This window comes from Corynebacterium frankenforstense (assembly GCF_030211955.1).
Lineage (GTDB): Bacteria > Actinomycetota > Actinomycetes > Mycobacteriales > Mycobacteriaceae > Corynebacterium > Corynebacterium frankenforstense_A.
Genome location: NZ_JASODI010000001.1, coordinates 88362 through 100641 on the forward strand (window position 1 = coordinate 88362; position 12280 = coordinate 100641).

At 68.9% G+C, this 12280-nt stretch carries 14 protein-coding genes and 2 pseudogenes; 6 read left to right on the top strand and 10 right to left on the bottom strand.

The genetic code is table 11. The annotated features are described in order from the left end of the window. Positions 1 to 65: 65 nt before the first annotated feature. From QP119_RS00445 to QP119_RS00460, 4 genes and pseudogenes are all read right to left on the bottom strand, one after another. Positions 66 to 1958: a heavy metal translocating P-type ATPase gene (locus QP119_RS00445; protein WP_284772896.1), complete on the bottom strand. Its 1893-nt coding sequence runs from the start codon at positions 1956 to 1958 to the stop codon at positions 66 to 68. After that, complete coding sequence (gene cmtR / locus QP119_RS00450) at positions 1955 to 2314, bottom strand: Cd(II)/Pb(II)-sensing metalloregulatory transcriptional regulator CmtR (protein ID WP_284772898.1); 360 nt, start codon at positions 2312 to 2314, stop codon at positions 1955 to 1957. Before cmtR ends, QP119_RS00445 begins: the two co-directional genes overlap by 4 nt. 127 nt (positions 2315 to 2441) lie before the next feature. Beyond that, positions 2442 to 3227 (bottom strand): annotated as a pseudogene (locus QP119_RS00455) (LLM class flavin-dependent oxidoreductase); the annotation flags it as partial. Positions 3228 to 3263: 36 nt separating this feature from the next. Further along, the gene (locus QP119_RS00460) at positions 3264 to 3653 is read right to left on the bottom strand and encodes a heavy metal-responsive transcriptional regulator (RefSeq protein ID WP_042529932.1); all 390 of its coding nucleotides are present in this window, start codon (positions 3651 to 3653) and stop codon (positions 3264 to 3266) included. Positions 3654 to 3759: 106 nt separating this feature from the next. Between QP119_RS00460 and merA the strand changes: the two genes are divergently transcribed. Then, on the top strand, positions 3760 to 5184 hold the full coding sequence (merA, locus tag QP119_RS00465) for a mercury(II) reductase (protein ID WP_284772902.1): 1425 nt from the start codon (positions 3760 to 3762) through the stop codon (positions 5182 to 5184). A 370-nt stretch (positions 5185 to 5554) separates the two neighbouring features. Here merA and QP119_RS00470 read toward each other — a convergent pair whose 3' ends face one another. From QP119_RS00470 to QP119_RS00480, 3 genes are read right to left on the bottom strand one after another with little or no spacing between them, the layout of a single operon-like run. Continuing rightward, complete coding sequence (locus QP119_RS00470; RefSeq protein WP_284772903.1) at positions 5555 to 6139, bottom strand: hypothetical protein; 585 nt, start codon at positions 6137 to 6139, stop codon at positions 5555 to 5557. Continuing rightward, on the bottom strand, positions 6093 to 7313 hold the full coding sequence (locus QP119_RS00475) for a relaxase/mobilization nuclease domain-containing protein (protein ID WP_284772905.1): 1221 nt from the start codon (positions 7311 to 7313) through the stop codon (positions 6093 to 6095). The genes QP119_RS00470 and QP119_RS00475 overlap by 47 nt, the downstream gene beginning before the upstream one ends. Further along, positions 7310 to 7486: a hypothetical protein gene (locus QP119_RS00480; protein WP_237562138.1), complete on the bottom strand. Its 177-nt coding sequence runs from the start codon at positions 7484 to 7486 to the stop codon at positions 7310 to 7312. Before QP119_RS00480 ends, QP119_RS00475 begins: the two co-directional genes overlap by 4 nt. Before the next feature lie 174 nt (positions 7487 to 7660). Here QP119_RS00480 and QP119_RS00485 point away from each other — a divergent pair. The 3 genes and pseudogenes from QP119_RS00485 to QP119_RS00495 form a co-directional block, all read left to right on the top strand. Then, positions 7661 to 7888: pseudogene (locus QP119_RS00485) on the top strand (DUF933 domain-containing protein); the annotation flags it as partial. A gap of 153 nt (positions 7889 to 8041) precedes the next feature. Continuing rightward, positions 8042 to 8323 (top strand): type II toxin-antitoxin system RelE/ParE family toxin, encoded by a 282-nt coding sequence (locus tag QP119_RS00490; RefSeq protein WP_284772906.1) that lies wholly within the window; start codon positions 8042 to 8044, stop codon positions 8321 to 8323. Beyond that, positions 8298 to 8615 carry a HigA family addiction module antitoxin gene (locus QP119_RS00495; RefSeq protein WP_284772908.1) on the top strand — a complete coding sequence of 106 codons (318 nt, stop codon included), beginning with the start codon at positions 8298 to 8300 and terminating at the stop codon, positions 8613 to 8615. The genes QP119_RS00490 and QP119_RS00495 overlap by 26 nt, the downstream gene beginning before the upstream one ends. A gap of 22 nt (positions 8616 to 8637) precedes the next feature. Here QP119_RS00495 and QP119_RS00500 read toward each other — a convergent pair whose 3' ends face one another. Both QP119_RS00500 and QP119_RS00505 read right to left on the bottom strand, forming a co-directional pair. Then, positions 8638 to 9489, bottom strand: coding sequence for a DUF1963 domain-containing protein (locus tag QP119_RS00500; protein WP_284772909.1), 852 nt, complete (start codon positions 9487 to 9489; stop codon positions 8638 to 8640). A 4-nt stretch (positions 9490 to 9493) separates the two neighbouring features. Next, complete coding sequence (locus QP119_RS00505) at positions 9494 to 9889, bottom strand: hypothetical protein (protein ID WP_284772910.1); 396 nt, start codon at positions 9887 to 9889, stop codon at positions 9494 to 9496. Positions 9890 to 10001: 112 nt separating this feature from the next. Here QP119_RS00505 and QP119_RS00510 point away from each other — a divergent pair, with 112 nt between their 5' ends. Continuing rightward, positions 10002 to 10937, top strand: a complete 936-nt coding sequence (locus QP119_RS00510) for an SDR family oxidoreductase (protein ID WP_284772911.1) — start codon at positions 10002 to 10004, stop codon at positions 10935 to 10937. On the opposite strand, the gene QP119_RS00515 is transcribed toward QP119_RS00510, so the two are convergent. Further along, positions 10859 to 11434 carry a carboxymuconolactone decarboxylase family protein gene (locus QP119_RS00515; RefSeq protein WP_284772914.1) on the bottom strand — a complete coding sequence of 192 codons (576 nt, stop codon included), beginning with the start codon at positions 11432 to 11434 and terminating at the stop codon, positions 10859 to 10861. The genes QP119_RS00510 and QP119_RS00515 overlap by 79 nt on opposite strands. A 143-nt stretch (positions 11435 to 11577) precedes the next feature. On the opposite strand from QP119_RS00515, the gene QP119_RS00520 reads away from it, so the two are divergent. After that, complete coding sequence (locus QP119_RS00520; RefSeq protein ID WP_284772916.1) at positions 11578 to 12237, top strand: LppP/LprE family lipoprotein; 660 nt, start codon at positions 11578 to 11580, stop codon at positions 12235 to 12237. The last annotated feature ends 43 nt before the right edge of the window (positions 12238 to 12280 follow it).

Below are 12280 nucleotides of genomic sequence, written 5' to 3' on the forward strand. Positions count from 1 at the left end.
TCCTGATCAGCTCGATCGTTCCAAGATCCGCGTTGGAGAGCCAGCACGCTGGGCGAAAGTGTGGCTCAGCGCTTCGCTTGCGCGGCCCGCAGGCCGTTCAAGATCACGATGACTTCGGCTACCTCGTGAACCAACACCACGGCGGCCAGGCCCAGCACGCCGCTGATCGCCAGCGGCATCAACACGATGATGATGGCCAGAGACAGCACGATGTTTTGGTTGATGATCCTGCTGCCTCGGCGGGCGTGCTGCAGCGCCTGCGGGATCAGCCGGAGGTCGTGGCCGGTGAAGGCGACGTCAGCGGACTCGATCGCGGCGTCGGCGCCAGTCGCTCCCATCGCTATGCCCACCGTCGCGCCCGCCAGTGCCGGCGCGTCGTTGATGCCGTCACCAATCATCGCCGTCGGCGTCTTGGAGGAGAGTTCGGCTACGATGCTCGCCTTGTCCTCCGGGCGCAGCTCGGCGCGCACGTCGTCGATTCCGGCGATTTCAGCCAGTGCCCGGGCGGTGCGAGTGTTGTCGCCTGTGAGCATGCTCACTTCCACGTCGTTGGCGTGCAGGGCCTGCACGGCTTCGGGCACCTCGGGCCGCAGCTCGTCACGGACCCCGATCGCCCCGGCGAGAGCGTCATCGACGGTGACCAGGACGCAGGTCTGGCCCTCGGACTCCATGCGCTCAACGTCTGCTTTCAGTGGCCCGGCGTCGATCCATCGGGGGCTGCCCACCAGCACCCGTCGGCCTTCGACGGTGCCGCCGATGCCATGCCCGGCTTCTTCGCTGATGTCCGAGGCGGTCGGCGCTTCGGACCCCGCTGCCGCAATCGCCGCGGCGAGGGGGTGCGTCGATTGCTGCTCAACTGCCGCCGCGAAGGAAAGCACCTGCGTCCGATCGAATCCGTCTGCCAGAACCACTCCGCTAACCTCAGGCTGGTTGCGGGTAAGTGTTCCGGTTTTGTCCACTGCCAGGTGACGGATGCCGCCCAGTCGCTCGAACGCCGCGCCGGACTTGATGACCACTCCGAACTGGCTGGCCGCGCCGATCGCGGCCACGACCGTCAACGGCACGGAGATTGCCAGCGCGCACGGCGACGCTGCGACCAGGACTACCAGCGCACGGGTGATCCACGTCTCAGGGTCGCCCAGCAGCGAGCCGATAACGCCGACCAACACCGCCAGGATCATCACCCCGGGCACTAGGGGTTGGGCAATCCGGTCGGCGATCCGGGCGCGGTCGCCCTTTTCCGCCTGCGCTTGCTCGACCAGGTCCACGAGTGTGGTCAGCGAGTTGTCCGTTCCAGCTGCGGTCGTCTCGACCTCAAGCACCCCGGCGGAGTTGATCGCTCCCGCAGGCACTTCGTCGCCGGGCGCAACCTCCTCCGGAATGGATTCTCCGGTGATCGCTGAGGTGTCAAGGCTGGAGCGCCCGGACCGAATGATGCCGTCCGTGGCGATCCGCTCCCCGGGACGCACGAGCATTAGCTCGCCAACCTCGAGGTCCTTCGCTTCGACCTCGGCCGCTGTGCCGTCGCGCAGCACCGTCGCGGTCTGCGGTACCAGCTTCAACAGCGCCCGCAGTCCGCCTTGGGCCCGGTCCATCGCCTTGTCTTCCAGTGCCTCGGCAATCGAGTACAGGAACGCTAGCGCCGCGGCTTCTCCGACGAATCCGAGGATCACCGCGCCGACCGCGCTGATCGTCATTAGCAAGCCAATGCCGAGCTTGCGCTTCGTGACAAGGTTCCGGATCGCTCCAGGCGCGAACGTGTAAGCGCCCAACAGAAGGCCAATCCAATACAGTACCGTCGCGGGCGTCTCCAAGTCGGACCAGTCCAACGCCAGTCCTGTTATGAGGGCTACGCCGGAGAAGATCGGTAACAGTAGCTCAGGGTCCTTCCACCATGGCCGATCGAGCTCGTCAATCTCCGTGTCGGGTTCGTGTTCGCATCCACATGCTGAACTCATGCGTCCGCTCCTTTCTCGCCGCAGCCGGGCACCGAGCACTCAGGGTCGATGCACGGGGCGTTTTCGTCGACAGCCAACGTCGCGTTCACCAGCGCGTCGAGCGCTGCCGCGAGGTGCGGATCGGCGATTTCGTAGCGGGTCTTGCGGCCCTCCGGCTCGGCGACGACGATGCCGCAGTCACGCAAGCAGGTTAGGTGGTTCGAGACGTTCGAGCGGGTCAGGTCCAGGTCGCACGCAAGCACGGCCGGGTAGCTCGGGCCGTCAAGTAGGGTCATCAGGATTCTGGAGCGCGTCGGATCCGCCATGGCCCGGCCGAGCCGGTTCATGACGTCGAGGCGTGAAGCAATAATCAGCATACGCTGAACTATACAACACATGCTGAATTATTCAAGATGAACTGAACTGAAATGAACGTGTAATTCCTGCGACCTGCAGGGATTAGTTGATGGGATAGCCGGTAACTGGGCCTTCGCTGTTCGGCCGTCAGCCCAGCGCAGGGGCGACGTTGGTGGCGAAGTTTTCCAAGATTTTCACGTTGACATCTACGCCCATGCCGGTGGGGGTGGTGATGAGCAGGGTGTCGGCGGACATGACGGCAGGGTCGGCCTTGAGCTGCTCAATGAGCTTGTCCGGCTCGGCGGCGTAGGTGCGGCCGACAGTGGTGGAGCCGACATCAGGCAGCGCGCCCACTTGGTCGGAACCGGAGGCCTGCATGCCGAACATCTGCATGTCCGCGCCGTCGACGATGGGGAAGATGGAGCGGGACACCGACACGCGCGGCGTCCAAGCGTGGCCTGCCTCCTTCCACGCGGCGTGGTAGCAGCTGATCTGGTCCGCCTGGATTTCGCCCAGGGGCTCGGCGGTGGTCTCGGAGACCAGGGTGGACGACATCAGGTTCAGTCCATCCTTGGCAGTTTGTTCGGCTGAGGTGTGGGTGCCGGAGCCGTAGAAGATATGTTTGCGCAGTTCGGGCACCATGGGGAAGACCTGCAGGGCGGAGTCGGGCTGGAACATGTTGGGGTACTGCCGGTCCAGCGGTGCAGCGGCGGCGAACCCATAGCCGTCCACCGCGGACATGAACGCCTCAGGGTGGGCGCGTGCCACGTCCGCGCCGTTGGGTGCTTCGCCCTTGTAGCCGAAGGCCTCCCAGCCGCGGTCAGCCACCTCCGGGGCTCCGCGCGAGACGCCCAAGGCCACGCGGCCGCCGGAGAGCTGGTACAGCGACGCGGCCTCTTCGGCGAGGTAGAGCGGGTTTTCGTAGCGCATGTTCGTGTTATGGCTCTCGCTTTCTCGGTCCGCGTCCCTCTACAGGTACCGGCAGACCTGGTCTGGGCTGCATGTGTCGGGGTCCGGGTGCGCGGCGTCGTGCCGGAGGTCGGCGATGGTGCCGTGCAGGGCGGTGAGCTGGGCGATCTGCTGCTCGATCTCGGCCAGGCGCGCGTCGAGGAGGTCTCGCACGTGCTCGCAGGGCGCGTGGCCGCTGTCGCGGATGTCGAGGATTTGGCGGATCTGGGCGAGGGTGAGGCCTGCGGCCTGGCCACGGTGAACGAAGTCGATCCGGGCGACGGCGTCGGGCGCGTAGTCGCGGTACCCGGATGGCGTCCGGTCGGCCGGGGGCAGCAGTCCCTGCTCTTCGTAGAACCGGAGCGTCTTCGAGGTGGTGCCCGCGCGTTCGGCGAGTTCTCCGATGCGCATTGCGGCCTCCGATCATTCGGCAGGGGCCACGCTTGACCTTCCCCTGCACTGGAAGGTCCAGTATGGCTGAAACGGAACAGAAGTCCAAGCCTTGACGGGAGCAGCGATGCCTACGAAGTACGATCTCGCCATCATTGGATCGGGCGGCGGAGCGTTCGCCGCCGCGATTCGCGCGACCATGCTCGGGAAGTCGGTGGTGATGATCGAGCGTGGCACGCTCGGTGGCACCTGCGTGAACACGGGCTGCGTGCCGTCGAAGGCCCTCATCGCCGCCGCCGATGCACGGCACGTCGCCGCCGACGCCGCCGACCGGTTCCCGGGGATCGCGACGACGGCAGGCCCAGTGGACATGCCCGCGCTGATCGCCGGGAAGCAGGCGTTGGTCGAGACGATGCGGGGCGAGAAGTACGCCGACGTCGCCGATTCATACGGGTGGCACGTCCGGCGGGGAGACGCCGGGTTCGCGGGCACCCCGGACGCGCCGGTGTTGGAGGTCACCGCCGCAGACGGAGCGGTCGAGACGATCGAGGCCGAGCACTACCTGGTCGCCACCGGTGCGCGGCCGTGGGCTCCGCCGATCGACGGCCTGGACGAGGCCGGGTACCTGACCTCGACCACGGCGATGGACCTGACCGAGGTCCCCGAGTCGATGCTGGTGCTCGGCGGCGGCTACGTCGCCCTGGAGCAGGCGCAGCTGTTCGCCCGCCTCGGCTCCCAGGTCACCGTGCTGGTGCGGTCCCGGCTCGCGTCGAAGGAGGAGCCGGAGGTGTCCCGGACACTGCAGGAGGTGTTCGCCGACGAGGGCATCCGGGTGGTCCGCCGCGCGGTGCCGACCCGGGTGTCCCGGGACGCGGCGACCGGGCAGGTCGTGGTTACCGCGGACGTGTCCGGCGGCTCGCAGGAGTTCCGCGCCGACCAGGTGCTCGTTGCCCTCGGACGCCGTCCCGTCACCGACGGCTTGAACCTCGATGCGGTCGGGGTGAAGACCGGGGACTCCGGCGAGGTGGTCGTCTCCGACCATCTGCAGTCGTCGAACCCGCGGATCTGGGCCGCGGGCGACGTGACCGGGCACCCGGAGCTCGTCTACGTCGCGGCCCACCACGGCACCCTCGTCGCCGAGAACGCGTTCGCCGACGCCGACCGGTCCGTCGACTACTCCCATCTGCCGCGGGTGACGTTCACCGGACCGGCGATCGGCGCGGTCGGGATGACCGAGAAGGAGGTCGTCGCCGCGGGGATCCGCTGCGACTGCCGCGTGCTGCCCCTGGAGTATGTGCCCCGGGCGGTGATCAACCGCGACACTCGCGGGTTCATCAAGATCGTCGTGAACGCCGATACGAGCGAGATCCTCGGCCTCACCGCCGTCGCCAAGGACGCCGGGGAACTCGCCGCCGCAGGCGTCCACGTGCTCGGCAAGACCATCGCCGAAGTCGCCGACGCCTGGGCCCCCTACCTGACCATGACCGAAGGCATCCGGATCGCCGCGAAGTCCTTCACCACCGACCCGTCACTGCTCTCGTGCTGCGCATGAACGGCAACGCATGCAATCGGGGAGATCTCATCCGGAAGAGGTCCAGACGATGAGCGCCGATCACGACCGCGACGAACGGCGCGCCGGTCCCATCGTCGCCGCAGGGACCGGGCTGCTCCTACTGGCATGCTGCGCGCTTCCGTTGCTGCTCTGCTGCGGCCTGCCGCTCATCGCGGCGGGCGGAGCACTCGCAGGCGTCGGAGGGCTCCTCGGCAATCCCTGGATCATCGGTGCCGGGATCGCCGTCGCGATGGCCGTCACGGCCGGGATGCTCGTCAGGCTACGGCGGCGGCACCGAGGCCGCAGGACTGGCTGCTGCGAAAATCCTTCGACTGCTGATCGGAACCGGTAGCTCGATCGGATCCAGCCATCACCGCCAACGGGGCCACCTCGGCATCCCGCGGCCCTTCCAGGTCTCCACGAGACCGGCGACCCAGCGGACGGACGCGAAGAGTCCGTAGCCGGCCCCGGCGAGGCCCATGGAGACCACGAGCCAGCGACCGATCCCGAGCCACACGCTCCCGTCCACGTCGAGGGCCCACTGAGCGCCCGTGATAAGCCCGGCGACGGCCATCCAAACACCCGCGACGATCACTGCGACCGGCAGCGGCGCGAGGCACATCGACGCGGCGACAGACCAAAGCTGACGGGCCTCCAGCTTCGCCGTTGTGGCGATGATCTTTTCGGCCCGCTCGTTCGCGGCGTCAATCTTGGCTGTTGCCACGGCCCCGGCGTCGGCAGCGGCCCTCCCGATCGACTGCACAGCCTGATCCCGGGCCGTGCTGATCGCGCTCGTCGCCTCGGCGCTGGCTTGGGTGATCGACTCCCGCCAGGCCTTCTGCGCACCGTTCGCGGCCCGCTCGAACTTAGCCCGGCTCTCATCGAGATGCTTGGCGGCAGCCTCGGACTTAGAGGCTGAGCCCTTCAGACTCTCCCCGTTGAGGTTCATGCTCATACCCGCGAGAGTGGACGCGATTCCGGCGAGCAGTTCGCTGTTCTCGTTCGACTCCGGCGGCGACGTTGAGGTCAGCTGATGCGAGATCGCGGAGAGCTGCTTCTCCTGCTCCTCGCTGTCCACCTTCACGAACCCCGCGAGCTTCTTCTGCTGCTCGGTCAGCGTGGCGATCCTCGTATTCTGCGCCTCGACGGCGGCGAGGATCGAGGCCAACAGCTCCATCGTCTCCGGACTGCCGAGCGGTTGCGGCGACTGCACGGGCCCGTTCTGCTGCTTCAGCCTGTCGAGTGCTGCGCTCATGTTCCTGCTCCTTCTGCTGCTGGTGGTAGTCGAAGAACACCTGCGCGCCCTCCGGGGTGAAGTCCGCCGAGAGTGCGCTCGTGCGCTTGCGGCGCTCGGCACGCCCGGACTCGCCGCGGCGGTCCTCGATGTAGAGCGTCCAGGTCTCCTGCCCGGCGCGTTTGCCCTTCTTGCTGACGGGGCTGTGCAGCCACATCCGTGGCACCCGATCCCCGTCATCACCGAGCTGCTGGTTCTGCTCCTCGATCACCGAGACCAGACCGGCCTTGTCCACCGCGCGGGGATCGGCCAGCGCCGCACTCATCCGGTCGCCCATCTCGCGGTCGAGCGACCCCTCGGCGAAGTCTTCGCGGCGCAGCTCCCAGTCCTTCGGCGCGTGCTCCAGCCGCTTCACGACCGAGAGCCCGTGCTCGCGCATCAGCTCGTCGTTCGCCGACTGCACGCCCTTCTGATTCCCGGCCTTGCGGTCGTGGAACGTGCGATAGTCCGAGAGCGCCTTTCCCGTGCGGTTGTTGTGATTGAGAACCAAAATATGGTTGTGCGGCTTCTTTCCCCGCCCATCCACATGACTAACGACGAGGCAGTCGGAATCCGGGTGCATCTTCTTGGCGAGCTGGTAGCCCAGGTCGTTCACCCGCTGCACGTGTTCGGGGTTCTTCGGGTCGAACTCCTCGTCGCTGAACGACTGGCGGTAGTGCAGCGCCTCGACCTCGAGCGTCGTGTTCTGCGTGAGCGCCCGAGCGCGCGCCGAGAACGCGCCGGGGCTTCCCGGCACATCGCACGTGATCGCGACGCTCCGCTCGTCCTCCTTGCCCCGGTTATAGCGCTCCGTGTCGGCGGCGCTGGCGCTCGGGCTGTAGTGCGTCGTGCTCACGAGGCCGTCCGATCACCGAGCAGGGCGCGGACCTCGCGCAGCAGCTCGATCAGCTCGGGCACCTCCGACGACAGCGCCACCGCCTCACCGGCACGTGCTCGGTGGTCCAGGTCGTTGACGTTGATCGCCAGCGGGCGGATCTGCGCGGCCAGCTCGCGCGCGTCCGCCGACACCTGCGCGCGCCTCGACGCCGAGCAGGTGCGCGGCCACGGCGGCGTCCAGCTCCTCGCTCCGAGAGGCGTGGAGGGCATCTCGGACGACGGCCCGCACCCACGTGCTCGGAGCCAGCCCGAGCCGCTTCGCACGAGTGCGAAGCGCCGCGAGCGTGGCCTCTCCGAAGTCGGTAGGAGGCCCGCGCCTGGACGATCCACCAGGGCGACACCGCCCCGCAGGCCGCCGGCGTGATCCACTCCGACTTCGAGAAGGGCTTCATCAAGGCCGAGATCGTCAGCTTCGACGACCTCGACGAGCTCGGCTCCATGGCCGAGGCCCGCGCCCACGGCAAGGTCCGCCAGGAGGGCAAGGACTACGTCGTGCAGGACGGCGACGTGGTCGAGTTCAAGTTCAACGTCTAGGACTCACGCGTCCGGGACTCACACGTCACAGCTGAAGCCGGTGGCCGAGAGGTCACCGGCTTCAGTCGTCTTTGGGGTGGTGGTCGGGGCTTGTCCGTCGGCATGACGAAGCGCGTTATTGACGCGGAGCGTTATGTGTCGTAGGTTTGCGACATGATCAGGTCGTTTCGGGACAAAGCCTCCGAGGCGATCTGGCGTGGGCGCTACGTGAAAGGGCTTGACCGGCAGCTGCAACGCACGGTGCTGAGAAAGCTCGAGATGATGGATGCCGCCGCAGTCCTGGTTGATCTCCGCGTTCCTCCAGGAAACCGTCTGGAACAGCTGTCCGGAGACAGGTCCGGTCAGTACAGCATCCGGGTCAACAGGCAGTGGCGTATCTGCTTCAACTGGACCACTGGAGGCGTGGAAGATGTCGAACTCACCGACTATCACTGAGGAGCGGATCGAGCCCGTCCACCCGGGTGAGATTCTGATGGAAGATTTCATCGACGGCTTCGGGATCACCCAGCACCGGCTGGCCGTCGACATCGGGGTGCCGCCGCGCCGGATCAACGAGATCGTCCACGGCAAGAGGGGTATCACGGCGGACACCGCGGTCCGCCTGGCCCGTTACTTCGGGACGACGGCCGACTTCTGGATGAATCTGCAGTCGAGCTACGAGCTGCGGATGTGTCTGCGCGAACTGGGCGACGACGTGGAGAACATCACGCCCCTCGGTGCCGCGTAGGCACCTGGCGTCACCGAGTCGCTCACACGTCCCAGCTGAAGCCGGTGGCCGAGAGGTTACCGGCTTGCGTCGTCTCTGAGGCGGCGAAGAAGCAGCCCACACCCAGGTCACCGCCCCAGTTCACGATCCTGCCGCGGCCGGCCGAGCGCACCGTGAGCAGCGCGGCCTGGTGCGTGCTCTCGCGCGGGTCGGCCTGCACGAAGTCGGGGAAGCCGCCCAGCGTCAGCTGACCGGTCGGCGCCAGCGCTACGGTGGCCATGTCATAGGCCTCCCACTCGTCGGCGGCGCCTGCGGCCTGGTCCAGGCCGCGCTCGCGGGCGAGATCGGTCAGCGCGGCGACGAGCTCGTCGGGCAGCAGTTCGTTTCCCTCGCCGCCGAACTCCACCGAACCCAGCCTCGGCAGTGTGAGCACCGGCACGCCCCGCAGGCCGTAGGGGAGTGCGGGCTCGACCAGCGGGCTGAACTCCGGCGGCGGGAACGCCGCGTCGGGGGCGGGGATCCGGGAACCGGCGAAGATCCCCTTGGGATCTCCACGCCCCGCCCCGCCAACCGGCACCTCCGGCAGGAGGCGCACCAGGTGGCCGCTCTCGGTGAAGAGACCGTAGTCGGGGTCGTCGGCGAGGAAGAACTGGATCAGCCCACGCGCCGGGAAGCCCGGCAGCGCGGGTAGCTCGCCGAGATTGACCTGCGCGAGGAAGGTCAGCGCGCGGCCGCGCGCGTCGACCGGCCAGGGGTGCGCGGCGTCGATGTACGGGTGCCCGCCCAGCTGGCTGAGTCCGGGCGCGGCGGGCGCGGCGGCGGGAAGCAGCGCCAGTGCCGGGCGCGCCAGGTCGGGGAAGCGGCGGGCAAAAGTTTCGGGCAGCGGGCGGGCCATGGCGCTACTCCGCCACCGGCCGGGGCAGCTGCTTCCAGCTGAGCCCCAGGTCGGTGCCCTCGCCGAGGTGCGCGTAGGCCTGCTCGGTGGCGTCCTGGATGCCGTCGGCGACGTCCTCGCCGCCCGAGGTCAGGTCCACCACCACGCGGCCGGGCACGCCCTCGCCCGCCTTCCGCTCGTCGACGACGCGGGCGACCCAGCCGCCGCAGACGAAGGCGTCCCCGGAGGGGGTGAGCGTGGCCAGCCAGGCCTTCACCGCGGGCGCGGCGGCGTTGCGGCGGCCGTCGGTGACGGTCATGCGCACCGTCGCGGGCGTGCCGTCGTTGTGCGGCGGGTTGGTCCACAGCCAGTCGTAGTCGACCTCGTAGCGGCGGGATTCGGGGGTGCGTGCCTGATCCATGGCACAGATCCTAGGCCGCGATCGGCCCCGCGAAAGCCCCGCGCGCGCAACGGCCGGACACATAAAGTGAGGGAGACAAACCTACCGGGTCCGAACCGACAGGAGCACCCCCATGACCCAGGCCACGGCCGTGCGCCTCACGGCGACCCACTCCGCACTCGTCACCGGCGCGGCCTCCGGCATCGGCCGCGAACTCGCGCTCAGCCTCGCCCGCGACGGCGTGGCGCTGATGCTTTCCGACGTCGCGCTCGACGGCCTGGAGCGCACCGTCGCCGACGCGCGCCTGGCCGGCGCCGAGATCCTCGACGCCACCGGCCTCGACGTCACCGACCGGGCCGCCGTCGAGGACTGGGCGCAGCGTGTCACCGCCGAACACGGCGTGCCCGACGAGGTCCACCATGTCGCCGGCATCGCGATCTGGGGAGATACGCGCACCATGCCGCCGGAGAAGTGGCGGAAGGTCATCGAGGTCAACCTCATGGGCACCGTCCACGTCGTCCAGGCCCTCGTCCCGCGCATCACCGCCGCGCCGCGGCGTGCGCACGCACGTCGCGGCAGGCGCGGGCGTCGGAAATTGGTGCTCATGTCCAGTGCCGCCGGCTTCATCGGCCTGCCCTGGCACGCGGCCTACTCCGCCTCGAAGGGCGGGGTGCTCGCCATGGCCGAGGTGCTGCGCTTCGACCTGCGGCCGTTCGGAGTGGACGTGCACGTCGTCGCGCCCGGGGCGGTGGACACCCCGCTGGTGCGCACCATCGACATCCACGGCGTGGACCGCGCCAACCCGCGCGTGGCACGTGCCACCGCGCTCTTCCAGGGCCATGCGGTCAGCCCCGCGAAGGCCGCGGCGAAGATCCGCCGCGGGGTCGCGCGCGGGAAATTCCTCGTGACCACCAGCGGCGACATCGCCTTCGGGCGCTGGGCGCAGGTGAACCTGCCGTGGGGTTACCGGGCGGTGATGCGTGCGCTCAACTACGGCTTCCGCTGGGCCTCCCGCGGCGGGTCGACGGGTACCCCCAGCACGTCGAGCGCGGTGGCCAGCCCGTCGTAGTTGGTCACCAGCATCACGAAGGCGACCTGGTCGCGCTTCGAGAGCTCGCCGCGCAGCCGCGCCCAGGTTTCGGGGGAGAGGCTGCGGGTGTCGACGAGCTCGTCGGCGGCGTCGAGAAGCACCAGGCGGCGGCCGGTGAAACCATGCTCCGGGGAGGTGACCGCCTCGATCTCGGCGGCGGTCAGCCCCGCGCGGCGGGCGAGTCCGCGGTGCTGGTCCTCCTCGTAGGCGCTGCCGCGCTTGTGGGCCACGCGCAGGATGATCAGCTCGGTCTCTCTGCGGGAGAGGTAGCCGAAGGGCATCATCATCGCGCCGTATACGAGCCATGCGCGGAAGAGCCGGCGGGCGCGGCCAAGGGTGGCGAAGACGCCGAGGCGTCTGCGGCCGGTGACCCGGGCGCCGATCGCGGCGATGGCGGCGTTGACTACGCCGAGCTCGCGGTTCGTCGCCGGGCCGGGGCCGCCGGCGGGCGGGGAGTGGGGCGTGTGTTCAGCCATGAAACAACCCTAAAGGGTCGCGGACCGCGCGCGCCGGGTTTCGGGCGTTGAGCCGGGGCGGTCCGCGCAGGCCGAGGGGGCCGGGCCGGGGAGCGTTCCCCGAGATCGTCCCGGGGGTCGGGCAGGGGCAGTAATCTTTTGGCATGAGAAGAGCACCGCACCTCAACCACCGAGCCCGAACAATCCTGTGCACCTTGGCCTGTGCCGCGGTGCTGCCCCTGACCGCCTGCGCCGACGACTCCGAGGGCGGCGACGGCGACGCGCCCGTGCTCACCACCGTCGAGGAGACCTCCGCGGCCCCGCTGTCGGAGACCTCCGGGACGCAACAGACACAGCAGCCGCAGCCGACCACCGGCGCCGAGCGCGCCGAGGCGGACCGGCCCTCCGCCGACCGGGACTCCGGTTGCGGGGACGTCTCGGCCGAGGAGGCCATGCACGCCGGCGTCGCACAGGCCCCCGCGCCGCCGTTCGACGGCGTCGGGTGGGACACCGGCTACGCGGACCCGACCCTGGGCTTCGACCCGTGCGCGGACCTGTCCTGGATCTCCGTGCCGATCGAGGGCGGCACCGGCTCCTCGCCGACGCTGGTCATGCTCTACCACCGCGGCGAGTATCTCGGTACGACGACCTCGAAGGCCTACTGGATCGGCCAGATCCAGCGCGACTCGGACTCACAGATCACCGTCGAGTACATCTACCCCAAGGACGGTGAGGGCACCGCCAACGCCTCCGGACGCACCTACGCCTCCTTCACCTGGAACGGCGAGAAGGTCGTCATGATGGGCGAGGTTCCCGAGTACTAGACGCACCGGCCGCGCGGGGGCGAATGCCCCCGGGCGCACCTAC

What these genes read in the sequence shown, in the direction of transcription:
- QP119_RS00515 (WP_284772914.1), bottom strand. Translation starts at nt 11,434, where the DNA reads ATGGCTGAACACACGCCCCACTCCCCGCCCGCCGGCGGCCCCGGCCCG.
- QP119_RS00500 (WP_284772909.1), bottom strand. Translation starts at nt 9,489, where the DNA reads ATGGCCCGCCCGCTGCCCGAAACTTTTGCCCGCCGCTTCCCCGACCTG.
- QP119_RS00460 (WP_042529932.1), bottom strand. Translation starts at nt 3,653, where the DNA reads ATGCGCATCGGAGAACTCGCCGAACGCGCGGGCACCACCTCGAAGACG.
- QP119_RS00445 (WP_284772896.1), bottom strand. Translation starts at nt 1,958, where the DNA reads ATGAGTTCAGCATGTGGATGCGAACACGAACCCGACACGGAGATTGAC.
- QP119_RS00495 (WP_284772908.1), top strand. Translation starts at nt 8,298, where the DNA reads ATGTCGAACTCACCGACTATCACTGAGGAGCGGATCGAGCCCGTCCAC.
- QP119_RS00510 (WP_284772911.1), top strand. Translation starts at nt 10,002, where the DNA reads ATGACCCAGGCCACGGCCGTGCGCCTCACGGCGACCCACTCCGCACTC.
- QP119_RS00505 (WP_284772910.1), bottom strand. Translation starts at nt 9,889, where the DNA reads ATGGATCAGGCACGCACCCCCGAATCCCGCCGCTACGAGGTCGACTAC.
- cmtR (WP_284772898.1), bottom strand. Translation starts at nt 2,314, where the DNA reads ATGCTGATTATTGCTTCACGCCTCGACGTCATGAACCGGCTCGGCCGG.
- merA (WP_284772902.1), top strand. Translation starts at nt 3,760, where the DNA reads ATGCCTACGAAGTACGATCTCGCCATCATTGGATCGGGCGGCGGAGCG.
- QP119_RS00520 (WP_284772916.1), top strand. Translation starts at nt 11,578, where the DNA reads ATGAGAAGAGCACCGCACCTCAACCACCGAGCCCGAACAATCCTGTGC.
- QP119_RS00470 (WP_284772903.1), bottom strand. Translation starts at nt 6,139, where the DNA reads ATGAGCATGAACCTCAACGGGGAGAGTCTGAAGGGCTCAGCCTCTAAG.
- QP119_RS00490 (WP_284772906.1), top strand. Translation starts at nt 8,042, where the DNA reads ATGATCAGGTCGTTTCGGGACAAAGCCTCCGAGGCGATCTGGCGTGGG.